22 protein-coding genes are annotated in these 23,918 nt (G+C 51.7%); 21 read left to right on the forward strand and 1 reads right to left on the reverse strand.

Translation table 11 applies throughout. The features are described from left to right. Positions 1-60 precede the first annotated feature (60 nt). The 9 genes from rpsA (at position 61) to AC07VR_RS24175 (ending at position 8,662) form a co-directional block, all read left to right on the forward strand. The gene (rpsA, locus tag AC07VR_RS24135; RefSeq protein WP_494993803.1) at positions 61-1,755 is read left to right on the forward strand and encodes a 30S ribosomal protein S1; all 1,695 of its coding nucleotides are present in this window, start codon (positions 61-63) and stop codon (positions 1,753-1,755) included. Between the two features lie 293 nt (positions 1,756-2,048). After that, complete coding sequence (gene ihfB, locus AC07VR_RS24140) at positions 2,049-2,345, forward strand: integration host factor subunit beta (RefSeq protein ID WP_065886416.1); 297 nt, start codon at positions 2,049-2,051, stop codon at positions 2,343-2,345. Positions 2,346-2,369: 24 nt separating this feature from the next. Next, a complete protein-coding gene (locus AC07VR_RS24145) occupies positions 2,370-2,609 on the forward strand; it encodes a LapA family protein (RefSeq protein WP_494993804.1) in 240 nt (79 codons plus the stop codon). A gap of 250 nt (positions 2,610-2,859) precedes the next feature. Further along, on the forward strand, positions 2,860-3,936 hold the full coding sequence (gene rfbB / locus AC07VR_RS24150; RefSeq protein ID WP_494993805.1) for a dTDP-glucose 4,6-dehydratase: 1,077 nt from the start codon (positions 2,860-2,862) through the stop codon (positions 3,934-3,936). After that, on the forward strand, positions 3,933-4,826 hold the full coding sequence (rfbD, locus tag AC07VR_RS24155; protein ID WP_494993806.1) for a dTDP-4-dehydrorhamnose reductase: 894 nt from the start codon (positions 3,933-3,935) through the stop codon (positions 4,824-4,826). The genes rfbB and rfbD overlap by 4 nt, the downstream gene beginning before the upstream one ends. Continuing rightward, a complete protein-coding gene (gene rfbA / locus AC07VR_RS24160) occupies positions 4,826-5,716 on the forward strand; it encodes a glucose-1-phosphate thymidylyltransferase RfbA (protein WP_495012810.1) in 891 nt (296 codons plus the stop codon). The genes rfbD and rfbA overlap by 1 nt, the downstream gene beginning before the upstream one ends. 56 nt (positions 5,717-5,772) lie before the next feature. Continuing rightward, the gene (locus tag AC07VR_RS24165) at positions 5,773-6,696 is read left to right on the forward strand and encodes a glycosyltransferase (RefSeq protein WP_495012785.1); all 924 of its coding nucleotides are present in this window, start codon (positions 5,773-5,775) and stop codon (positions 6,694-6,696) included. After that, positions 6,693-7,655, forward strand: coding sequence for a UDP-glucose 4-epimerase family protein (locus tag AC07VR_RS24170; protein ID WP_495012786.1), 963 nt, complete (start codon positions 6,693-6,695; stop codon positions 7,653-7,655). The genes AC07VR_RS24165 and AC07VR_RS24170 overlap by 4 nt, the downstream gene beginning before the upstream one ends. After that, positions 7,652-8,662, forward strand: a complete 1,011-nt coding sequence (locus AC07VR_RS24175; RefSeq protein WP_495012787.1) for an MraY family glycosyltransferase — start codon at positions 7,652-7,654, stop codon at positions 8,660-8,662. The genes AC07VR_RS24170 and AC07VR_RS24175 overlap by 4 nt, the downstream gene beginning before the upstream one ends. Before the next feature lie 143 nt (positions 8,663-8,805). Here the strand turns inward: AC07VR_RS24175 and AC07VR_RS24180 are convergent, their stop codons facing one another. Further along, positions 8,806-9,798 (reverse strand): glycosyltransferase family 2 protein, encoded by a 993-nt coding sequence (locus AC07VR_RS24180; protein ID WP_494993810.1) that lies wholly within the window; start codon positions 9,796-9,798, stop codon positions 8,806-8,808. A gap of 348 nt (positions 9,799-10,146) precedes the next feature. Between AC07VR_RS24180 and AC07VR_RS24185 the strand changes: the two genes are divergently transcribed. The 12 genes from AC07VR_RS24185 (at position 10,147) to AC07VR_RS24240 (ending at position 23,916) form a co-directional block, all read left to right on the forward strand. Continuing rightward, positions 10,147-12,141, forward strand: coding sequence for a polysaccharide biosynthesis protein (locus AC07VR_RS24185; RefSeq protein WP_494993811.1), 1,995 nt, complete (start codon positions 10,147-10,149; stop codon positions 12,139-12,141). 959 nt (positions 12,142-13,100) lie between these two features. Continuing rightward, entirely contained in the window at positions 13,101-13,919 is an 819-nt protein-coding gene (locus tag AC07VR_RS24190; protein WP_494993812.1) for an ABC transporter permease, read from the forward strand. Next, a complete protein-coding gene (locus AC07VR_RS24195) occupies positions 13,909-15,225 on the forward strand; it encodes an ABC transporter ATP-binding protein (RefSeq protein WP_494993813.1) in 1,317 nt (438 codons plus the stop codon). Before AC07VR_RS24190 ends, AC07VR_RS24195 begins: the two co-directional genes overlap by 11 nt. Next, a complete protein-coding gene (locus AC07VR_RS24200; RefSeq protein ID WP_494993814.1) occupies positions 15,212-16,120 on the forward strand; it encodes a class I SAM-dependent methyltransferase in 909 nt (302 codons plus the stop codon). The genes AC07VR_RS24195 and AC07VR_RS24200 overlap by 14 nt, the downstream gene beginning before the upstream one ends. 23 nt (positions 16,121-16,143) lie before the next feature. Then, complete coding sequence (locus AC07VR_RS24205) at positions 16,144-17,226, forward strand: DegT/DnrJ/EryC1/StrS family aminotransferase (RefSeq protein ID WP_494993815.1); 1,083 nt, start codon at positions 16,144-16,146, stop codon at positions 17,224-17,226. A 34-nt stretch (positions 17,227-17,260) separates the two neighbouring features. Next, on the forward strand, positions 17,261-17,932 hold the full coding sequence (locus AC07VR_RS24210) for an acetyltransferase (protein WP_494993816.1): 672 nt from the start codon (positions 17,261-17,263) through the stop codon (positions 17,930-17,932). A gap of 88 nt (positions 17,933-18,020) precedes the next feature. After that, entirely contained in the window at positions 18,021-18,980 is a 960-nt protein-coding gene (locus tag AC07VR_RS24215) for a glycosyltransferase family 2 protein (protein ID WP_495012788.1), read from the forward strand. Beyond that, positions 18,977-20,083 carry a glycosyltransferase gene (locus AC07VR_RS24220; RefSeq protein WP_494993818.1) on the forward strand — a complete coding sequence of 369 codons (1,107 nt, stop codon included), beginning with the start codon at positions 18,977-18,979 and terminating at the stop codon, positions 20,081-20,083. Before AC07VR_RS24215 ends, AC07VR_RS24220 begins: the two co-directional genes overlap by 4 nt. 432 nt (positions 20,084-20,515) lie before the next feature. Next, positions 20,516-20,848 carry a ComEA family DNA-binding protein gene (locus AC07VR_RS24225; RefSeq protein WP_494993819.1) on the forward strand — a complete coding sequence of 111 codons (333 nt, stop codon included), beginning with the start codon at positions 20,516-20,518 and terminating at the stop codon, positions 20,846-20,848. A gap of 224 nt (positions 20,849-21,072) precedes the next feature. Next, entirely contained in the window at positions 21,073-21,867 is a 795-nt protein-coding gene (locus tag AC07VR_RS24230) for an SDR family NAD(P)-dependent oxidoreductase (protein ID WP_495012789.1), read from the forward strand. A 38-nt stretch (positions 21,868-21,905) separates the two neighbouring features. Continuing rightward, a complete protein-coding gene (gene fabF, locus AC07VR_RS24235; RefSeq protein WP_494993821.1) occupies positions 21,906-23,180 on the forward strand; it encodes a beta-ketoacyl-ACP synthase II in 1,275 nt (424 codons plus the stop codon). 82 nt (positions 23,181-23,262) lie between these two features. Continuing rightward, positions 23,263-23,916 carry a GntR family transcriptional regulator gene (locus AC07VR_RS24240; RefSeq protein WP_495012790.1) on the forward strand — a complete coding sequence of 218 codons (654 nt, stop codon included), beginning with the start codon at positions 23,263-23,265 and terminating at the stop codon, positions 23,914-23,916. Positions 23,917-23,918: the final 2 nt, after the last annotated feature.

Raw genomic sequence — 23,918 nt, forward strand, 5'->3', positions numbered from 1 at the left:
CCACATCGTCTGGGATGTGGCAGATGGGCGTATTCTTCGCCCTTATCAACAGGAATTAAAATGAGCGAAAGCTTTGCAGAACTCTTTGAAGAAAGCCTAAAAACCCTGAACCTTCAGGCTGGCTCGATCATCACCGCTATCATCGTCGATATCGATTACCAAGCTGGTTGGGTAACCGTTCACGCTGGTCTGAAGTCCGAAGGCCTCATTCCGCTGGAACAGTTCCACAACGATGCTGGTGAACTGAACATCAACATTGGTGATGAAGTTCACGTTGCGCTGGACGCGGTCGAAGACGGCTTTGGCGAAACCAAACTGTCCCGTGAAAAAGCCAAGCGCGCTGAATGCTGGATTGTTCTGGAAGCAGCCTTCGCAGCTGAAGAAGTGGTCAAGGGCGTTATCAACGGTAAGGTTAAAGGCGGCTTCACTGTCGACGTTAACGGCATCCGTGCGTTCCTGCCAGGTTCTCTGGTTGACGTCCGTCCAGTGCGCGACACCACGCACCTGGAAGGCAAAGAGCTCGAATTCAAGGTCATCAAGCTCGACCAGAAACGCAACAACGTTGTCGTTTCCCGTCGTAGCGTCCTCGAAGCCGAGAACTCCGCTGAGCGCGAAGCTCTGCTGGAATCCTTGCAAGAAGGTCAGCAAGTCAAAGGTATCGTCAAAAACCTCACCGATTACGGCGCATTCGTCGATCTGGGTGGCGTCGATGGCCTGCTGCACATTACCGACATGGCCTGGAAGCGTATCAAGCATCCTTCCGAAATCGTCAACGTTGGCGACGAGATCGATGTCAAGGTTCTGAAGTACGATCGCGAGCGCAATCGTGTTTCCCTGGGCCTCAAGCAACTGGGCGAAGACCCATGGGTTGCTATCAAGGCACGTTACCCAGAAAGCACTCGCGTTACCGCGCGTGTAACCAACCTGACCGACTACGGCTGCTTCGCTGAGCTGGAAGAAGGCGTGGAAGGCCTGGTACACGTTTCCGAAATGGACTGGACCAACAAGAACATCCACCCTTCGAAAGTCGTACAAGTCGGCGACGAAGTGGAAGTTATGGTTCTGGACATCGACGAAGAGCGTCGTCGTATCTCCCTCGGCATCAAGCAGTGCAAATCTAACCCATGGGAAGATTTCTCTGGCCAGTTCAACAAGGGCGATAAAATCTCCGGCACCATCAAGTCGATCACCGATTTCGGTATCTTCATTGGTCTGGACGGCGGCATCGACGGCCTGGTTCACCTGTCCGACATCTCCTGGAACGAAGTGGGCGAAGAAGCCGTACGTCGCTTCAAGAAGGGCGACGAGCTCGACACCGTCATCCTGTCTGTTGATCCAGAGCGTGAGCGCATCTCCCTGGGTATCAAGCAGCTGGAAAGCGATCCGTTCTCCGAGTACGTTCAAGAGAACGACAAAGGCGCAATCGTTAAGGGTATCGTGAAAGAAGTTGACGCCAAAGGCGCCATCATCACTCTCGCTACCGATATCGAAGCTACTCTGAAAGCCTCCGAAATCAGTCGTGACCGCATCGAAGATGCGCGTAACGTTCTGAAAGAAGGCGAAGAAGTTGAAGCCAAGATCATCAGCGTTGACCGCAAGAGCCGTGTAATCCAGCTGTCCATCAAGTCGAAAGACGTTGAAGACGAGAAAGAAGCTATCCAGAGCCTGCGCGAGAAGCCAGCTACTTCGGATATCGCTGCTGGTCCTACCACTCTGGGCGACCTGTTGCGTGCACAAATGGAAAAGCAGAACTAAGTTCTGTCAGACCATAAAAAAAGGGCGACTTCGGTCGCCCTTTTTTGTGTCTGCGATTTGACCCGCAACTTGCGTTGTATGCTGCCGGCTATCTGTCGATGAGCAGCGCAAGTTAGGTACTACCCGGGTATAAGGTCCGGGCTTTTGGCTTCGGTAAATGCCGTGGTTCTTGGTCCGTGCACGGCATCTCTGGCGTCGTGCAGATAAGTCAATACACGGGCTGTTCAAAATCCTCCGGGCGTGCTAAAACCTTTGAAGCGCTGATCTAGCTGCTTGAAAAAGAAGGGAAAAATATGACGAAGTCGGAGTTGATCGAACGAATTGTCACCCATCAAGGGCTGCTCTCATCCAAGGATGTCGAGCTGGCCATCAAGACCATGCTTGAGCAAATGTCCCAGTGCCTCGCTACCGGTGATCGCATCGAGATCCGTGGCTTTGGCAGCTTCTCCTTGCACTACCGCGCACCGCGTGTAGGTCGCAACCCGAAAACCGGTCAATCCGTCAGCCTTGACGGTAAATTCGTTCCCCACTTCAAGCCGGGCAAAGAGCTCCGGGATCGGGTGAATGAGGACGAGGAGGAGGGGATTTGATAGTGTTGGCTCAAGGAGCAACTCATGCGTAATTTGAAACGCGTACTCCTCGTGGTAGCTGTTCTCTTGCTTGTGCTGGCGATTCTGGCTTTTGTGCTAGAGAACCAGCAATCAGTTTCCTTGCTGTTCCTTGGCTGGGCCGGGCCGCAACTGCCAATCTCAGTCATAACGGTGTTGGCGTTGTTGATAGGGATGCTGATTGGGCCTCTTATCGGCTGGTTTGTCGGTCGCACCGCAAGAGCGCGGCGCAAGCGCTTGGTCTGATTAAGGCGCGGGTCGGGGGGAGGGGCATCGAACTTTTCACGCGTTGTTTGTCTATATCCGTTAGTAAATCCTCCTTTAAACTGTAAAATGCTACGTCTGTCTGAATAGTTGGAGATTCCATAGGGATCTCGGCATTGGCACGGATGGATCACTCGTCAGAGGCTACGGCTAATACGATAGCTTTTGCATTCATGGATTAGACAGCGCTCAGTGTGCAGCTTTGTCAGCAACTCAAGGGTATGGTTTCCGCGTGAAAATTCTAGTAACCGGCGGCGCCGGGTTTATCGGCTCTGCAGTCATTCGTCATATCATTTCCAATACTACTGACTCCGTAGTAAACCTCGATAAGCTGACTTACGCTGGCAACCTTGAGTCTGTGGCGCAAGCGGCTCAGAGTGAGCGCTATGTGTTCGAGCGCGTGGATATCTGCGACCGGGATCAGGTGGATCGCGTCCTGCGCGAGCACCAGCCCGATACGATCATGCACCTGGCGGCCGAATCCCACGTTGATCGCTCGATTTCCGGCCCGTCTGAATTCATCCAGACCAACATTATCGGCACTTACACCTTGCTGGAGGCTGCTCGCCACTACTGGAGCACCCTGGATGATGAGCGCAAAGCCAATTTCCGCTTTCACCATATTTCTACCGACGAAGTCTACGGAGACCTTGAAGGTCCGGAAGACCTCTTCACCGAAACCACGCCTTACCAGCCAAGCTCGCCGTATTCGGCCAGTAAAGCCAGTTCCGATCACCTGGTTCGTGCCTGGAGCCGCACTTACGGCTTGCCGACCCTGGTCACCAATTGCTCGAACAACTACGGCCCATGCCATTTCCCTGAGAAGTTGATCCCGCTGATCATCCTCAATGCGCTGGAAGGCAAGCCGCTTCCGGTGTATGGCAAAGGCAATCAGGTTCGTGACTGGCTCTACGTCGAAGACCACGCACGTGCCCTGTATAAAGTCGTGACCGAAGGCGTCGTCGGCGAGACTTACAACATTGGCGGCCATAACGAAAAGCAAAATATTGAAGTGGTGCACACGCTCTGCGCTCTGCTTGATGAGTTGCGTCCCGATTCACCGCATCGCCCTCACGCCAGCTTGATCACCTATGTCCAGGATCGCCCTGGCCATGACCAGCGCTACGCAATCGATGCCAGCAAAATCCAGCGTGAGCTGGGCTGGGTGCCTGAAGAGACCTTCGAGACCGGGATTCGTAAAACCGTCGAGTGGTACCTCGATAACACCGAATGGGTTGCTCACGTGAAAAGTGGCAGCTATCAACAGTGGATTGATAAAAACTACACTGACCGTTCAAGCAAAGCATGAAAATCCTTCTTCTTGGCAAAAACGGCCAGGTCGGCTGGGAGCTGCAACGCTCCCTTTCGCCACTCGGTGAAGTGATAGCGCTCGACCGTCAAACGGTCGATGGGCTGTGTGGCGACTTGTCCGATCTTGACTCGCTGCGAGCAGCGATTCGTCAGGTCAAACCCGACATCATCGTCAACGCTGCGGCTTACACTGCGGTGGATAAAGCCGAATCAGAGCCTGAGCTCGCAACTCGCATAAATGCCCTGGCAAGTCGGGTCATGGCCGAAGAAGCATTGTCCCTTGATGCCTGGCTGATTCACTATTCTACGGACTACGTGTTCAGTGGCAGCGGACAAGCGCCATGGAAAGAAGATGACGCAGTCGCGCCAGTGAATCATTACGGCGCGAGCAAGCTCGCTGGTGAGCAGGCCATTAGAGGTACCGGCTGCAAACACCTGATCTTCCGCACCAGCTGGGTCTATGGTGCTCGTGGTAACAATTTTGCCAAGACCATGCTGCGTCTTGCCAAAGGCAGGGAAACACTGAGCGTCATTGCCGATCAGGTTGGAGCGCCCACTGGTGCAGACTTGATCGCAGACGTTACAGCCTTGGCTATTCAGCAAGTCGTTAAGCGCCCTGAGCTGGGAGGCGTGTATCACTTGGCGGCTGGCGGCGAAATCTCGTGGCACGGCTATGCTAGTCATGTGATCGATTTCGCTCGTGGCCATGGCGAACAACTGATGGTGACGGCAATCAATCCGATCGATACCACGGCCTACCCAACACCTGCGCGTCGGCCGCTGAATTCGCGTCTGAATACTCAGAAGCTGCGTGATAACTTTTCTTTGCACTTGCCGGATTGGCAAAGTGGCGTAACCCGAATGCTTATGGAAGTTCTAGATAAATGATCAACACGACAAATCGCAAAGGCATCATCCTCGCTGGCGGCTCGGGCACACGTTTGCACCCGTTGACCTTGGGTGTTTCGAAGCAGATGCTGCCGATCTACGACAAGCCGATGATCTTTTATCCGCTGTCGGTGCTTATGCTCGCGGGCATGCGTGAAATTCTGATTATCTCCACCCCGGAAGACTTGCCGTGCTTCCGCAAGCTGCTGGGTGACGGCAGCGTGTACGGCATCAAGCTGACCTACGCCGAACAGCCAAGCCCGGATGGCCTGGCTCAAGCCTTCATCATTGGCGAGGAGTTCATCGGTAAGGATCCATGCTGCCTGATCCTGGGCGACAACATCTTCTACGGTCAGCACTTCTCCGACAATCTTCGCTCCGCCAGCACTCAACAGCATGGCGCCACGGTATTTGGTTATCACGTTTCCGATCCCGAACGCTTCGGTGTGGTTGAGTTCGATGCATCGGGCCGCGCACTGAGCATCGAAGAGAAACCGCTCAAGCCAAAATCCAGCTACGCGGTGACCGGTCTGTACTTCTACGACAACCAGGTTGTCGAAATCGCCAAGAACATCAAACCGTCCGAGCGCGGCGAGCTGGAAATTACCGACGTCAACCGTGCTTATCTCGAGCAGAAGACCCTCAACGTCGAAATGCTTGGGCGCGGCTTTGCCTGGCTGGACACCGGTACCCACGACTCGCTGCTTGAAGCCAGCCACTTCGTGCACACGATCGAGCAGCGCCAGGGGCTGAAAGTAGCTTGCCTGGAAGAGATTGCTTACCACAATGGCTGGATCACTGCCGAACAACTGGGCGCTCAAGCTGACGCTCTGAAGAAGACCGGTTATGGTCAGTACCTGCAGAAGCTGCTGGACTCGAGCTCCCACTGACCGGCGAGCGTTATCCTTTCGAACGCTTACGTTCAGCCGGTGCAAGCAGGATAGGTATGCCAGTAGAACATCCCAAAGTTGCGGTTTTACTGGCGGCTTACAACGGAATGCAATGGATCGAGGAGCAGATTGCCTCGATCCTCATTCAGTCAGCGGTAGACGTAACGATCTATATCAGCGTCGACCCTTCAACGGACGGTACCGAGGCTTGGTGTGCAGCGTATGCGGCTGAGCATACTCGCGTGGTCCTTCTGCCGGCTGCCGGCTCTTTTGGTGGTGCCTCGCGTAATTTTTTCCGGCTGATCCGTGATGTTGATTTCGATGGCTATGACTTTATTGCCTTTGCCGATCAGGATGACGTTTGGCACGTTGATAAACTCTCGAGGGCGACTCGGACTCTGAATACCGGCGAATATGCTGCTTATTCGAGTAACGTCACCGCCTTCTGGCCGAATGGCAGAACCCTGTTACTGGATAAGGCTCAGCCGCAGGTCACTTGGGACTTCTTGTTCGAGGCGGCCGGGCCAGGCTGCACTTACGTGTTTGGCAAGAGTCTGGCGACGTCGTTGAAGGCTTCCATGCTCGCCAATTGGCAGCAACTGCAAGACGTCAGCCTGCACGACTGGTACTGCTATGCCTATGCGCGAAGCCATGGCTATGTATGGTTCATCGACCCGCTACCGACCATGCACTACCGTCAACATGAGCGAAATCAGGTGGGAGCCAATACCGGGATAAACCCGTTGATTGCACGCTATAAAACCATTCATGACGGCTGGTGGTTCTCTCAAGTCCGGCTCATCACATGCCTGGTTGGGCAAAGTGGCAATCCCTTTGTCCAAGGGTGGCTGCGCCTTGGGCGCAGGCAACTATTAAAGCTTTCACTGAGTGCCTGGAAATGCCGACGACGTGCGCGCGATAAGGTGTTCTTCTTTTGTATTTGTTGCGCCACGGCGGTGATCGGGAAAAAAGCTAAATGAAAGGCCCGCAGGTTTTAGTCACAGGCGCGACGGGGTTTGTAGGCGAGGCTGTGGTCTTCAGGTTATTGCTCGATAAGAAGTTCACCCCTGTGGCGGCCGTTCGCGGTGTTACACGCTTGAGTGGCTTGTGTCGCGTTGTGCCATTCGATCTGAATGAGACAACGGTGTTGCCCCCCCTGAATGATGTTCAGGTTGTCATTCACTGCGCTGCCCGGGTGCATGTGATGAACGAAACCGCGGTGGATGCCCTGGTGGAGTTTCGAAAGGTCAATGTTGACGGGACTGTGCGACTCGCTCAGAAAGCCGCAAAGTCTGGCGTAAAACGTTTCATCTTTATCAGCTCGATCAAGGTTAACGGCGAAAGTACCGTCTCAGGTGCACCTTTCAAAGCTGACGATCGTCCCGCACCTGTCGACCCATATGGGATATCGAAGCGAGAAGCTGAAGATGCGTTAAGGCAAATCGGCCTGGATACAGGTATGGAAGTCGTGATCATCCGTCCGCCGCTTGTTTATGGTCCGGGAGTAAAAGCCAACTTTCTGAGCATGATGCGTTGGTTGGACATGGGCATACCGCTGCCGTTGGGCGCTATTCGCAATCAGCGCAGTCTGGTGGCATTAGGTAACTTGGTAGATCTCGTAGTGACCTGCATCGATCATCCGGCCGCCGCGGATAACACATTTCTAGTCAGCGACGGTGAGGACTTATCCACAACCCAGTTGCTTCAACGCATGGCTCACTCATTAGGTAAGAGCGCTCGATTGTTGCCGATACCTACAGGTATGTTGAATCTAGCGGCCTCAACTTTTGGAAAAAAATCGATTGCTCAGCGTTTATGCGATTCGCTGCAAGTTGATATCAGCCAGACAAGGGTGCTTCTGCACTGGGCTCCTTCTATAAGTACTGCAAGAGCCCTGCGTCAGACCGCGGACCATTATCGGGACAAAGAAATTAAATGATTTTTTGGTGGGTGTTACTGGCAGTATTCGCCGTTTCCTGGATTTTTACCCTGGTCTTGCGCCGTTATGCTTTGGCCAAAAGCCTGATGGACATCCCCAATGAGCGCAGTTCCCACTCCGTTCCTACGCCACGTGGCGGAGGGGTGGCTATCGTGGTCGCGTTTGCATTGGCTCTCCCTGTACTGACCGCGTTGGGGCTGTTGAGTGCGCCAGCGCTTATAGGGCTCCTGGGCTCGGGGTTGCTGGTAGCGATCATTGGGTTTGCCGATGATCATGGGCATATCGCCGCCAGATGGCGGCTGTTGGGGCATTTTATAGCAGCCGGCTGGGCACTCTTCTGGCTCAATGGCCTTGCCCCCATCTCACTGTTTGGAGTTCTGGTTGACTTAAGTGTGATTGGTAACATCCTTGCGCTGATCTATCTGGTGTGGATGCTTAATCTTTACAATTTCATGGACGGCATCGATGGCCTGGCTAGTGCTGAGGCGATAAGTGTGTGCCTGGGGATTTGTCTGGTTTATTGGCTTGGTGGAAACACGAATCTAATGTGGGCTCCGCTTATTTTGGCTGGGGCAGTCGCAGGGTTTCTTTGCTGGAATTTCCCACCTGCTAAGATTTTCATGGGGGACGCCGGAAGCGGGTTTCTTGGCATCGTTCTAGGCGGATTAGTGCTCCACGCGGCTTGGGAAAAGCCTGAGCTGTTATGGAGCTGGCTGATATTGCTAGGTGTTTTTATTGTCGATGCAACATGGACTTTAGTGCGGCGGCTGGTAAGAGGGGATAAGGTGTATCAGGCTCATCGTAGTCACGCTTATCAGCATGCAGCTCAAGGCTCAAAAAATCATCTGGTGGTCACAGTAGCCGTTATCTTGATAAATATAGGCTGGTTATTACCCATATCACTATTCGTTGGTGCTGGAGGCTTGGGGGGAGGTTGGGGATGCCTTCTTGCTTATTCCCCGCTCTTTTATCTTGCGTGGAAATTCCACGCGGGAGTGGTGCGCTGATCGCTCGCTGCGAGGCCGGCACACGGATAAAAAGTGCTGATTAAATGGTTTTTCCTTTGGGGCGGCTACTGCAAACGCCCCTTTCTTTTCAGTTTTAAGTTGTAGCTGGAAGCTTTGCAAAGGGGCGTGAAGGGTGGCACGGGTCAAATTTTATTAAGAATTGCGGCTGCTATTAAGCTGACGTTTCCCTTCAGTGTCTGGCGATGGACACCGCTGTTTTTTATAAGGCGAAGTCGTGAAATTAATCCGCTTTGTCGCGCGAGCTCGAACTGTTGAAGTGTCTGTTTGTTTTCAGGTGTTAAACTTTCTTTGACTGAATTAATGACGATAAGGTTTTGAGTACTCCACTCTCTGAACCTACCGGTCAACATTTTTCTAATTCGCAGAAGTCGGTTCTTCAAGTCGGCGTTGGCACCAATAAGGTTGCCCTCATGCTGGCGATAGTCTAGCGTGGGTAGAGGGTCATATACGATTTTTCCGCCGCAACCACTCACTAAAAGATACGCCAGCCAGTCGTGTGCCACAACAGGGGCATCGGCGGCGATGCGCAGCATGAGTTCTCGGGCTGCATTGTTGATTAGCATCGTATTGGCACCTGCAATACTTTGCACCAATGAGTTTTTAAAGCATGGACGACTTTTGAATAGAGGGGAGTAGCCCATGGGCTCCAGTTTTGAATTTACCAGTCTTGTTCTTGAGCAATAAAGGGCTGGCTGTCCTGGGGTACCATTTATCTGAGCGATGCTTCTCTCTAGCTTGTTCTCAAGCCAAATATCATCTTGATCGCTGAACGCAAAGTAGTCGGCAATTATTGTCGTGTTTTTTATTAGTGATAAGAAGTTTCTGGCGAAGCCTTGGCGTGGGCCAGACAGAATGGAAAGTCGATCGGCGCCGAGTCGCTGTTGGTAACTCTGCAGTATTTTCAGTGTTTCGTCTTCCGAACCGTCGTCCGAGGCGTAAATTGACCAGTTTTTGTGCGACTGGTTTAAAATCGAATCAAGCTGCTCAGAAAGAAATTTTGCACCGTTGTAAGTGCAAATAAGTACTGCAACTTTGTCAGTGCCGTCCGGCCGGGTCTCTCGCGACGATGAGGGGGCGGGGGCTCGAAAATGACGGCCGTTGTTTTGATTTTCCATGATTTCGATCTCTCGCGCGCCAGCTATATAGTAAATCTAGTACCGATAAAGAAGGGATGAGTATGATTTCGAACGGTTTTGTCTTTGGGATACGTCAGTTGCGGCGGTGGTTTCAGCAGTCATCACGAGGTAGGCATTGTCTGGCAAGCTTAACAGGATTGGGGAGGCGCTGACGAGCGGGCTAGCCCCGCAACCTTTGATCGTCCAGACAGTCATATCAGGTGTGGACCGACGAGGGGTGCCCCGGTGGTCGTATTCTGTTCATGAAGGAGGCTACAATGCCGGGAGTTACTAAGTTTTGGGGGGTGGGAGTGGGAGTGGGAGTGGGAGCGGTGATCGGGCGAGTCAATGGATAAATTACGATCGTTTTTATTGGGCTTGCCGCGACGGCAGAAAAGGCTGTTGCAGGTTGGCACTGACGTTTTCCTTGTCTGGGTTGCGCTGTGGTTGGCTTTCATCGTCCGTCTGGGTGTCGATGATATGTACAATCCGCTAAAAGTGCATTCCTGGCTTTTCATTTGTGCGCCATTGGTCGCGATCCCCCTATTCATCCGGTTCGGAATGTACCGCGCGGTCATGCGCTATTTTGGCAATGATGCCCTCATTGCCATCATCAAGGCAGTCAGCCTTTCATCGTTGATTCTGGCGGTTGTAGTCTATTGGTACAGCAACCATGAGAACGTGGTTCCGCGCTCCATCATTTTCAATTACTGGTGGTTGAGCCTGGTGATCATTGGTGGCCTGCGCCTTTGCATGCGCCAGTATTTCATGGGGGACTGGTTTACCGCCGCTCAGCATGTGCCGTTCACCAACCGGGATGACGGTTTGACCAAGGTTGCCATTTACGGCGCCGGTGTGGCGGGTAACCAACTGGTCGCAGCGTTGCGCATGGGGCGTGTGATGCGCCCCGTGGCGTTTATTGATGATGATGCGAGTATCGCGGATCGATCAATATCCGGTTTGCAGGTGTATAAGCCCAAGCATATTCAACAGATGATCGATGTTACCGGTGCTCAGGAGATTCTTCTGGCGCTGCCGTCATCGACTCGTGCCCGGCGTCGAGAGATACTCAATTTTCTCGAAGGTTTTCCGCTTCACATACGAAGTGTGCCGAATTTCACCGATCTGGCCAGCGGCCGGGTGAAGGTCGATGATATCCAGGAGGTAGATATAGCCGACTTGTTGGGTCGAGACTCTGTGCCGGCGCAACCCGATTTGTTGGCTCGTTGCATCAAGGGAAAAGTGGTTCTGGTGACTGGCGCTGGCGGCTCAATTGGCTCGGAGCTCTGCCGGCAGATTTTCTCGCTTGGCCCGATCACGCTTTTGTTGTTTGATCATAGTGAGTTCAATCTTTATAGCATTTTATCCGAGCTGGAGCGCCGAATCGACCGTGAGTCATCGTCTGTCCGGTTGCTACCAATCCTGGGGTCTATTCGTCATCCCCATAAACTCCTTGATGTAATGAACGCCTGGAATGTAGATACGGTCTATCATGCTGCCGCTTATAAACACGTTCCGATGGTGGAGCACAACATTGCCGAAGGCGTGCTGAATAATGTTATTGGTACGCTTAATACGGCGCAGGCGGCTTTGCAGGCGGGTGTTGAGAACTTTGTACTCATATCGACGGACAAAGCGGTACGTCCTACCAATGTGATGGGCAGCACCAAGCGACTTGCTGAACTAACCTTGCAAGCGCTCAGTTGCGAATTGGCGCCGGTGTTATTTGGTGACAAAGCCAATGTATCCCGCGTCAACAAGACCCGATTCACTATGGTGCGTTTTGGGAATGTGCTGGGGTCTTCTGGTTCAGTAATTCCACTATTCCACAACCAGATAAAATCCGGCGGACCATTAACCGTTACCCATCCGAAAATCACTCGATATTTCATGACCATACCCGAGGCGGCGCAGTTGGTGATTCAGGCTGGATCCATGGGGCAGGGCGGTGACGTGTTTGTGTTGGACATGGGCGAGCCGGTCAGGATTGTTGAATTGGCAGAGAAGATGATTCATCTGTCTGGTTTGAGCGTTCGTTCGGAGAAGAATCAGCATGGCGACATCGCCATCGAGTTCACCGGTTTGCGTCCCGGTGAGAAGTTGTATGAAGAGTTGCTGATTGGCGACAATGTCTCGGCGACCCAGCATCCGATGATCATGAGCGCGAATGAAGACTATCTGCCTTGGGATGTGCTCAAGGCAAGGTTGACTGAGTTGCTTGCTGCGGTAGAGGTGGATGATTACTCTCGAGTCAGACAGCTGCTGCGTGACACCGTGAGTGGCTATACCCCTGATGGAGAGATTGTCGACTGGATTTACCAGCAGCGCCGCCTCGAGCCCTGACGAGCGCTTGCTGATACGATGGCCGATTCTATGCGCGCAGTTGATTCATGAGTCGGCCATGTCGTTTCTGCGGTGGTAATCACGAGGTTTCCTTTGAGAAGGGTGTTGCGTGCTTGCGCCACCAGTCTTCGGTCGTGTCAATCTCGACTTTCGACAAGATCGCCTTTTCGTGTTTGCGTGCATTCGGTGGTTGATTGACAGCTCCGGGCGCAAAAAAACTTACCCCCTTCTCACGAGTGCCTGTATGGCGGGGCTCATGCCATTGGGTCAAGGCGCCTGCAGGTGGCATGCACCTGGCCGCGCACATCGGCGGAAAATGGTATATGCCCTAACCCCGCGGGGGAGGCTCTACTTGGCCTGAACCGCCCGCTTGGTACGGGCTCGCAGGTATTATTCGTTGACGTTTTGAGGTATCCTCGACGCGCCTTTAGGGCGTTCAGCCAGGGCTCCATTTTATCAGGTGTATTGGTTTTTGCGGGTGTCTATGATCAACAACCTTTTTGTGTTTGTTCAGCTAATAGATCCAAGGCTTCGTGAATTTTGAAACTCCTGGGCTCTGACATTGTCTCACGTAATTTTTTCTCTACTCTAAAGAGCTATAAGGGAAGTGTTACAGCATGGTCGAAAGCTATTTTTCATCAACAAATGAATAGTATTGAAGAACTGTGCCAGTTAGCTCTTTCTCGGCAGTTTGAGTGTTTATTCTCAATCAGTGACGTGTGCCAGAGACTGGTTCGCCGAGTAGAAGAAATACAAGATGGTTTTTTTCGGATAGGGCCAAGCCAGTCTTCTTGCCTGGTCGCAAGCCTTCGAAAAAGTTTAACGATTTTTCGCCAATGGATTGAATTTCATTTGATCGCTAACATCATGCAGCAGTCCAGGATGCCAACGCCAGTGGTGTTACTTATAACCCAAGAGGCCAGAACGAAAGCCCTTATTAACTCAGGGGAGTTTGCCTGATGCAGAATTTTTCAATATCGCCGCGCGAAATGATCGCAAGTTTTGTTCGAAATCGTTCGTTGATCAAGGCTTCTGTCAAGCGTGAGGTGTTAGGGCGTTATCGCGGCTCAGTGTTGGGAGTATTTTGGTCGTTCTTCAACCCTGTTTTCATGCTCGCGGTATACACCTTTGTTTTCAGTGTCGTATTTAAGGCGCGCTGGAGCGGCGGCAGCGACTCTAAAACCGAGTTTGCACTGATTCTCTTTGCCGGCTTGATGGTATTCAGCCTTTTTTCGGAATGTATAAATCGTGCTCCGGGGTTAGTTATTGCTAATGCGAATTATGTCAAGAAAGTGGTTTATCCGTTAGAAATACTTCCTTGGGTAAGTCTCGGGGCGGCACTGTTTCATGCTCTGATAAGTCTTGGGGTATGGATGATTGCTTATCTGATTTTTTTTGGGGCGCCACACGTCACCGCTTTGTACCTTCCGCTGGTGGTACTTCCACTGGTGTTGATGATGATGGGGTTGTCCTGGGGCTTGGCTGCGCTGGGGGTTTACCTGCGTGATATAGCGCAGTTCATAGGGATCTTGACATCGGTGCTGATGTTCTTGTCGCCGATATTCTACCCGGCGAGTGCATTACCTGAAGCTTATAGACCTATCTTGATGCTGAATCCGCTGACGCCTGTGATTGAGCAAGCCAGAGATGTGCTGTTTTGGGGGCAGGTGCCCAATTTCTTCAGTATTTTAGTTCATATACTGGTGGGGACATTAGTGATGTGGCTGGGTTTCGCCTGGTTCCAGAAAACACGCAAGGGGTTTGCTGATGTCCTCTGAGTCCGGTATCGCTATCAAGGTTGAAAACCTCAGCAAGTGCTATCAAATCTATGATCAGCCTCATGATCGATTGAAGCAGTTTTTGATGTCGGGTCGCCAATATTACCGAGAGTTTTGGGCCCTGAATGATGTTTCATTCGAGATCAAGAAAGGTGAAACCGTTGGCATCATAGGGCGCAATGGAAGTGGTAAGTCCACTCTTCTGCAAATGATTTGCGGGACGTTGAATCCTACCAGCGGTAGCGTTCAGACCCATGGTCGAATCGCCGCGCTTCTCGAATTGGGTTCGGGATTCAATCCAGAGTTCACCGGGCGCGAGAATGTTTATATGAACGCGGCCGTACTGGGTTTGAGTACGGAAGAAACGGACGCTCGTTACGATAAGATTGTTGAGTTTGCGGACATAGGCAGTTTTATCGGCCAGCCAGTAAAAGCATACTCGAGCGGAATGATGGTCCGCTTGGCGTTTTCGGTTGCCATTCATGTAGATCCGGATATTTTGATTGTTGACGAGGCGCTATCGGTTGGTGACGCATACTTCCAGGCGAAATGTGCGAAGATGATCCAGACGATAATTGCTGGTGGTTCCACTGTGCTGTTCGTCAGTCATGATACAGCTTCAGTGAAGTCACTGTGTAGTCGTGCACTGTTGTTGGACTCCGGACGAAGCCAGTTTTTGGGCGATGTAAATACGGCAGTTGAAAAGTATTACTCTGCTTTGATCGAGAGCCAGCGAGCCGAACGAGTATTAGATGAGTCTGTCGAGCCGTCCGCGATGGTCTCAGCTGAGTTTACTGATGGCGCTGAAAGTTTTCAGTCAATGGCCAGCTTTCAGCGGATAAAGAACGGCGTCGCAGAGTTCATAAATGTTGCGTTGTTGAATGAAAGTGGCCAAGCGATAGATTCAGTGAACTTTGGTCAGAAAGTGATCCTCCGACAAGTCGTGCAGGTGAACAAGGCCACACACAGGTTAGGGTTGGCATACCATATTCGCGACAAGAACGGTCAGGATATTATTTACTCAGATACCGGAATCGAGCATGACAACCACCTACTGGATGTCAAGGCTGGGAGTGTCCACGTAATAGAGTGGCGCTTCACTGCGTATCTTCGTGAGGGAAGCTATGTGGTAGCGTCTATGCTTTCTGAACCGGTGGATCTGAGAATAGGGGACGTGGTGGTCGCAGACTTCGTTCCTATCTCTACAAAATTTACACTGTCGAGTGCTGGCCATCCACAAATATACGCCGCAGCGTATTGGCATAATGAAGTAAAAGTTCGAGAGATTACGCATGTCCCAGATTAATAATAAGCTTCACCTTGGATGTGGGTCAGTGAATTTCCCAGGGTGGATAAATATTGATCTTGACTCGCCAACTGCGGACATGTTGCTGGATCTTACACACCCATTGCCTTTCCCTGATGGTTCTGCGACTCATATGTTCAATGAACACTTCATTGAACACATAACACGTTCGCAAGCTGTGCAGTTTTTGCAAGAGTGCCATAGAGTGCTCTCTGCGGACGGAGCCATAAGGATCACGACGCCCAATCTGCGTTTTTTAACATACTCATATATGACAGGGGCCATTGGTGAGTGGGGGGATCTCTGGCAACCGAATACGCGCTGTATGATGTTGAATGAAGGAATGCGTTCTTGGGGACACCAATTTGTTTACGATGCGGAAGAGTTGGTTGAGGTTCTAGTTGAAGCCGGATTCAGGACGGTGTCCTTTCAATCCTACCGCGACAGCGCTGACCAGATGTTTAGAGGCCTCGAGTCTCGACCTTTTCACAATGAGCTGATCATTGAAGCACGAAAATCTGATGTAGCTGAAGTGCAGGTTGATTTTGATGTGGTTACTAAAAATGAAGCGGATTGGATTAATTCGCTTTCCACATACAATCCTCCTGTTCAAGAGCAAAAGCTCGCTCGTGTAGAGCAGGAGTCTTTGGCTCGCGCACAGTTTATCGATACGCAGGCGGCGCATATTCTCAAGATGGAAGAAAATGCTCTTGTCCAGGCACAGGCCATTGAGGCTCAAGTAGCGCATGCACTCAAAGTGGCGGAAGAGTCTTCAAAACAGGCTCAGGTAATTGAAATGCTGGAGCTTCGTATTGGCGAGGCGGAGGCTGAGTTGGAGGTGTTTCGTTCCTCGTGGTGCGGAAAACTCAAATCACTATTTAATAGAACTAAATAATAGTTTTGCTTTTCGGGACGCTCATGAATATTACAGTTACGAAGCCGTTTGTACCTCCCTTTGGTGAATTTCAGGCTTACCTGCAAGGGGTTTGGGATCGTGAATGGTTTACCAATAATGGACCGTTGGTAAACGAACTCGAGCTGAAGCTCAAGGAAAAACTTGATGTTGAACATTTATTGTTTCTTAGTAATGGCACTATTGCGCTTCAAATTGCAATACGAGCTCTCGATCTGCGCGGTGAGATAATAACCACCCCATTCAGCTATGTTGCTACTACTTCTAGTATCGTCTGGGAACATTGCAAGCCAGTTATGGTGGATATTTGTTCCGATACTTTGAATATCGATCCGCAAAAAATCGAGCAAGCCATCACTTCGGAAACAACCGGGATTCTGGCAACTCATGTGTTTGGTAATCCTTGTGATGTCGAAGCTATCGAGCTGATTGCAAAGAAGCACAATCTGCGCGTTATCTATGATGCGGCCCACGCTTTTGGTACGCAATATAAAAACCGTTCGCTTTTGTCATACGGGGATATTGCAACCTGCAGTTTTCATGCGACAAAGCTTTTTCATACAATTGAAGGTGGTGCAGTAGTTACAGCTAATCCTGAAATTCTGAAAAATATGGCGATGATGAGAAATTTTGGTCATTCGTCGTTGACCGATTTTGGCGGTGTGGGGATTAACGGCAAAAACTCCGAAGTTCACGCAGCAATGGGGTTGACCAACTTAAAATACGTTGAAGAAATCCTGAAGGTTCGTGCAGAGCTTTGTAATCATTATAAGCGTGAGCTTTCGGGTTTGCCTGTACGCTTTCAGAAAATTGCAGACGATACAACCTACAATAATTCTTATTTTCCGGTGGTCTTTGAAAGCGAAGCCATGCTTCTGAGGGTTATGGAGGCACTTAATTTAAATAATGTGTACCCGCGGCGATATTTTTATCCTTCGCTATCTGAACTTCCTTATGTGCATGATCAACGCTCTCCCGTTTCGGAAGATATATCGCGTCGTATTCTGTGCTTGCCACTTTATCATACCCTCTCGCGTGAAGAGATTGATATGATCTGTCGGTATATTAAGCGTTCGATCAGATACTAAATAATAGTCCATATTACTTAGAGCGGTAACGGTCATGAAAAAGTATTACGGTATCATTGGAGCTGGCGGTCACGGCCGAGAGGTGATGCCTTTAGCGAATGCTGCGTTAGCCGCTGAACTGTCTAGTGGTCGGGCGGAGCTTTTTTTTGTAGTAGAAGGCGACGTTGCAACTGACAAGGTTAATAATTATTCGGTACTTTCTCTTGATGTTTTTTTAAACCTGGAAGGCGATATTTTTTTCAATATAGCCATTGGCGCATCACAAGTCAGAGCCCGTATCGCGGAAATGTGCGAGCGTACAGGTGCCAAGCCATTCGCAATTATCGCCGATAACGTTGTCATTCTTGATTCAAATGAAATCGGCTGCGGTGTAATGCTTTCGCCGTTTGTCACCGTTACTTCGAATGTGAAAATCGGGAAATACTTTCACGCTAATAACTACTCTAACATTGCGCATGATTGTGTTATCGGCGACTTCGTAACTTTTGCTCCAGGGGTCAGGTGCAACGGTAACGTTGTCATTGAGGATCACGCCTATATTGGTGCTGGTGCGTGCATCATTCAGGGTGCATCAGGGAAGCCTCTCACTATTGGTCGCGGCGCTATTGTTGGAATGGGCGCTGTGGTGATCAAAGACGTGCCCGCAGGCGTGACGGTGGTCGGTAATCCTGCGCGCCCTCTCACTAGAGAACCATTGAGAAAATGACGGCGTTCAGTAAAAGTTTGATGATAGTTGATGGGAATGCGGAGATTTTTGCTCCCCACAATCTCTCCCCCCGCAGAGGAATAAGTCAGTGATCAAAGAAACGGTTGATGTATCTATTCTGCTGGTTACCTATAACCATCAAAAGCACATTCGGCAGGCGATGAATGGTCTGTTTGGTCAGATAATTGATGGGCCTATCGAGCTGGTAGTGGCTGATGACGGTTCCAGCGATGATACTCTCTCGATCATCAAAGAGTTTGATGGGGTGGACGACAGGTTTATCTTCAAATATCTGGACAATAGCGTCAATTTAGGCATAACAAAGAACTACCAAAGAGGTTATGAGGCCTGCTCTGGAGAGTATGTAGCCGTTCTAGAGGGCGACGACTATTGGACCAGTCCGTGGAAACTCAAGCGTCAGGCCGATTTTTTGAGGGAGCATTGGGAAAGTGACCTATGCTCCGTTAATTATTTTGTCTATGAGGAGGATCGTGCTCAGCTGACGCCTAGGGTTGCTGCCGGGCAGGGATACAGGCTGGTTTCAGCTCGCGAGTTGATTGCCGACAATCTGGTGGGTAATTTCTCGACGTGCATGTATCGACGATCGGCATTGGCCAGGTTGCCAAAGGCAATGTTTGAGATTAAGTCTTATGACTGGATTACAAATATCTGCCTCGCCCGAAGCAGTTTGATTGGGTTCCTTCAGGAGCCTATGTCAGTCTATCGGCTTCATACTGCGGGCGTCTGGACTCAGACACCGCATATCGAAAAGCTGAAGTTCCAGTTAGACATAATTCCTGCGTATGATGCGCTCACCGATCATGTGTTCCATGATGATTTTGAGCACCTTTCTGCCCGTCTGCGGCATGTGATCACGGCTTCGCAAATCGGAAACGTCGCCGAAACGGTAAGCCAGCCAGTTTTGAGGGTCATCCCTTCGCTGTTGAATTATATGCCCCCTATCGTTCTGGTTTTCATTCGCGCAATTGTTCCGGTAGCACTAAAAAATATTTTGGTTAAAATTGTGAAGCGGAGCCGCTCGGTATGACGTCGCCAACAGTTTCTGTGATTATGGCTACCTATAATCACGCAAATTTTGTCGCTCAGGCAATTGAGAGTGTACTTAGTCAGGTCGACGTGGATTTTGAGTTTTTGATTTCCGATGACGGGTCGTCTGATAACACGCGGGACGTTGTTGCCTCTATTCATGACGAAAGAATCAAGTTCTTTCCTAATGAAGTCAATCGGGGAGCCTGTGTCGTTACCAATGAACTGATCGAACGAGCATCAGGCGAATTTATCGCGCTGATTAACTCTGATGACTCTTGGATTGACGGTGACAAACTCGCTTACCAAGTGCAGTTCATGCGGGATAATCCTGAAATCGGGGCCTGTTTCGGGCGGGCTCGATTTGTAGACAAAAACGGTCAAGCGATGGATAAGGCCTCCATCTCTTTTGGCGGTGCGTTCGATCGGGATAATCGCTCGCAAGGTGCTTGGCTGAGGCACTTTTTTGAATTGGGCAATTGCATTTGCCACCCAACGATGTTGATTCGCAAGTCCTGCTATGATCATCTTGGTATGTATAGTAACCGTCTACGGCAACTTCCAGATCTGGATATGTGGGTGCGGTTGGTCAAGCACTATCCGATACATATATTTGAACGCGAGCTCATTAATTTCAGGCTCTTGCCGGGTGAGAACGCCAGTAGCCAGACGGTGACGAATTCAATTCGTACAATCAATGAGCACTACCTGATTGCCGATAGTTTTTTCGACGATGTGACAGCTGAGCAGATATCTGAGGGCTTTGGAGATTTGCTCAAGCGCAAGGATATTCCGAGTGAACTCCATTTGGATATCGAAAAGGCTATGTTGTTTCTGAGCTATAATCAGTGGCTTGGGAAGCCTTATCAAATGATAGGGCTGCTGAAGTTAAATAAACTACTTAATAGCCCGGCTCATTATGCTGTCATGGTCAACGAGTACGGGTTGGACGACCGATGGTTTCAGAAGGAACTTGGAGAAATAGATGTTCTACGACCAAAAGTTGTTGCGGTCATGAGCCAACAGAAGTCTCGTATTCTTCGGGTCTGGCAGCAATACTTGTCGAGGTTTTTTCGTCATAGCCCAGGAAATCGCAACCTGTAGCGCATTGAATCATGTGTTAGTGCGGAGTATCTGGAAGTCTCGCCTATACCGCTGTTAGTGCTAAGTCCCATAGTTATCGATTAGCTGGATTTTAAGGGATTGGCCCTACCTATGTAATAGGCGGGATTTTCAGCCGCTTTTTCCGGAAGTCTTCCTCTGTAGTCAGATTTTTAGCTCCAGGAACCTTGGTCAAATACATTGTATTACCATGAATATAAACGAGTTGCTACTTCGGCGACGAAGTGGATATTTGGTTTGCTCACAGCTACATTTTTCGGTCTGGTTGTGATTCTTGGCTTAGCCTGGTTAAAGTGTGAATCGTTACATATGCTGTAACGCAGCCATTTTTGACATGTACATGATATGACCTAATTTAGAGATGCAGCTTCGGAAAAGCTGCTTCTCCCTTATCGATGTCATGGAGTGTCACTTATGCGTACAGCCTACTTCTCGTCCCTGGTCTTTGCTCTGCTGACCAGCGCCTCTCTTGCTGTCAACGCTGCGCCTGCCAAACAGGAGGCCACTGCGCCTGTCGCTGCGCAAGTAGCACCAGCTGGGCAAACCACCTCAAAGGTCAATCTCAACGGGGCCGATGCGTCTACCTTGCAGCGCGAGCTCTCGGGGATTGGTGAGGCCAAGGCCAAGGCGATTGTTGCTTACCGTGAGAGTAACGGGCCTTTCGCGTCGGTGGATGAGTTGCTGGAGGTCAAGGGGATCGGCAAGGCGATTCTGGACAAGAATCGCGACAAGCTTGAGGTCAATTGAAGCCCATGCGTTAGTGCTCGAGGCCGGTCATTGACTGGCCTTTTTTGTCTTCTGATGTATGAGCAATCCAATGAGGCGAGTCATTTCGCCTTTTGTCAGATTCAAAAAAAATTACTACTATCATATTTTGTTTGTATTATGACTATAATAAACGCACATCCCCCTGAGGTGCCTTGACTGCCAAGGCACTCAGATCCCCCACAGCTTCTCCCAGGAGTGCAGCTATGAACCCGGTCCAATCCCAAGGTACAGCCCTCATCACCGGCGCATCGTCCGGAATCGGTGCGATTTACGCTGAGCGGCTGGCGGCGCGTGGTTATGACTTGTTGTTGGTCGCTCGCGATGAACGGCGACTGGAGGCGGCCGCGATCAGGTTGCGTGACGAGTACAGTGTGCAGGTTGAAGTGTTGAAAGCGGATTTGACGCTCAAGGCGGATCTGCTGGATGTCGAACAGCGCTTGCGCAGCGACCCAAGTATCAGTCTGTTGTTGAACAATGCCGGTGTCGCTGCCGATGGGGCGCTGGCCAGTGCAGATATGGATCAGATGGAGCGGATGATTCAGCTCAATGTGGTGGCTGTCACGCGTTTGGCTTCTGCCGCTGCGCAGAATTTTTCGTCTGTCGGGCGCGGTTCGATTATCAATCTGGCGTCGGTGGTGGCGTTGATTCCGGAGCGCTTCAATGCAACCTATAGCGCGACCAAAGCTTACGTCTTGAGTTTGACCCAATCCCTGAACGCCGAGTTAAGTGGGTTGGGCGTGCGGGTGCAGGCCGTGTTGCCGGGGGCAACGCATACGGAAATCTGGGAGCGTTCAGGTATCGATGCCAGCGCGATCCCCCCGGAAATGGTGATGGACGCAGGGGAAATGGTCGACGCGGCATTGGCCGGCTTTGATCAAGGGGAGTTGATTACGATTCCTTCGCTGCCGGATGCGGCGGATTGGCACGCCTTTGTTGCGGCGCGCCATGGGTTGGGGCCGAATTTGTCGAAGAGCAGCGCGGCGGCTCGCTACAAGTGAGGGGCTTGGTCCATGACACGATTTGAGGTGTTTAGCGTATGAACGGTCGTCGAGTTGTCGTGACAGGCATGGGCCTGGTTTCTCCGCTGGGTTGCGGTGTCGAGCAAGTCTGGGAGCGTTTGCTGGCCGGTCGTTCGGGGTTGCGGCGGCTACCGGAGGAGATGGTGGCTGATCTGGCGGCCAAGGTTGGCGGCGTGGTGCCAACTCTGGCAGAGGATGCTGAAGCGGGCTTTGATCCTGATCGGACGACGCCGCCCAAAGAGCAGAAGAAAATGGATCGCTTCATCATGTTCGCCATAGCGGCAGCGAAAGAGGCATTGGAGCAGGCGAACTGGACCGCCACTGACTCTCGGACCCAAGAGCGCACGGCGACGATCATCGGATCCGGCGTCGGTGGTTTTGGTGCCATTGCCGATGCGGTGAGAACGACTGATAGTCGCGGCCCGCGGCGTTTGTCGCCGTTCACGATTCCATCGTTTCTGGTCAACCTTGCGGCGGGTCATGTATCGATCCAGCACGGTTTCAAGGGGCCGCTGGGGGCGCCGGTAACCGCCTGCGCCGCAGGCGTACAAGCCATTGGTGATGCCGCGCGATTGATTCGTAGCGGCGAAGCCGATATTGCGGTGTGCGGCGGCGCGGAAGCTGCAATTGATCGTGTCAGTCTTGCCGGTTTTGCGGCGGCCAGGGCATTGTCCAGTGGCTATAACGATACTCCCGAGCGCGCTTCGCGACCGTTCGACAGTGGGCGCGATGGTTTTGTCATGGGGGAGGGTGCGGGGATTCTGGTGATTGAGGCGCTGGAGCATGCTCTGGCCCGAGGCGCTCGACCGTTGGCGGAACTGGTGGGCTATGGCACCAGCGCCGATGCCTATCACCTGACCGCCGGCCCGGAAGATGGCAGCGGTGCGCGGCGTTCCATGGCGCTGGCATTGGCGCAGGCCGGAATCAGCGCGGCGCAGGTGCAGCATCTGAATGCTCACGCGACCTCTACGCCGGTGGGTGACCTGGGCGAGATCGCCGCGATCAAGTCGTTATTCGGTACACACGAAGAGGTTGCGGTGACATCGACCAAATCCGCCACCGGGCATCTTTTGGGCGCTGCGGGCGGAATTGAGGCGATCTTCACGATTCTGGCTATTCGCGATCAAATCGTTCCGGCCACCCTCAACTTCGAGAACCCGGATGCAGCGGCGCAAGGGCTGGACATCGTCCATGGTCAGGCACGGTCGCTGGCAATCGAGTATGCGTTGTCCAATGGCTTCGGCTTTGGCGGGGTCAATGCCAGCGTGTTGTTCAAGCGATGGCAGGCGTAAGCTTTCGTCATTCGCAGAATTGGCACGAATAGTGGTTATTCGTTATCTGACGATTGTTGAACAATCATGAGGGACGATGACCATGAGCAGCGGACTTTCCCTGGCCGATCACATCACATTGGAGATACGGACCGACATAATCGGTGGCCGATTGTTACCGGGCATGGCCTTGATCGAAAGCGATCTGGTGACAGCCTACAACGCTTCGCGTAACACTATTCGCGAAGCACTGCATCGCTTGGGGCAGGAAGGGCTGACCCGCTATGTGCGCAACAAGGGTGTGGTGGTGCGGCGCCTCGGCGTCGATGAAGTGCGCGATCTGTTTCAGGTCCGGCGCACTCTGGAGTTGCAGGCCATCGCCACCAGCAAGCCACTGCGCGAGTATCAGTCCGATCGCATGCTCGAGGCCATCGAAGCCACGGAACTTGCCCGCGAGCGCGAGGACTGGCAAGCCGTCGGCACCCACAGCCTGTGTTTTCACCAGCATATTGTTGGGCTGATGTGCAGCCCCTTGTTCGATGAGTTCTTCACGAACATCGTCGCCCAGATGCGCTTGGTGTTTTGTGCTGCACCCGACGAGGAGCTCTTTCAAACACCTTGGCTTGCGCGCGATCGACAGATTCACGATTTGCTTGCCGAGGGCAAAAAACCTGCAGCTCAGGAGGCGATGAGTCTTTACCTCGACGACTCCGAGCAGCAGTTACTCGACATGCTCAGCCACACTTCCCACCCCTGATC

This window comes from Pseudomonas sp. GW821-FHT02H09 (genome assembly GCF_059421425.1).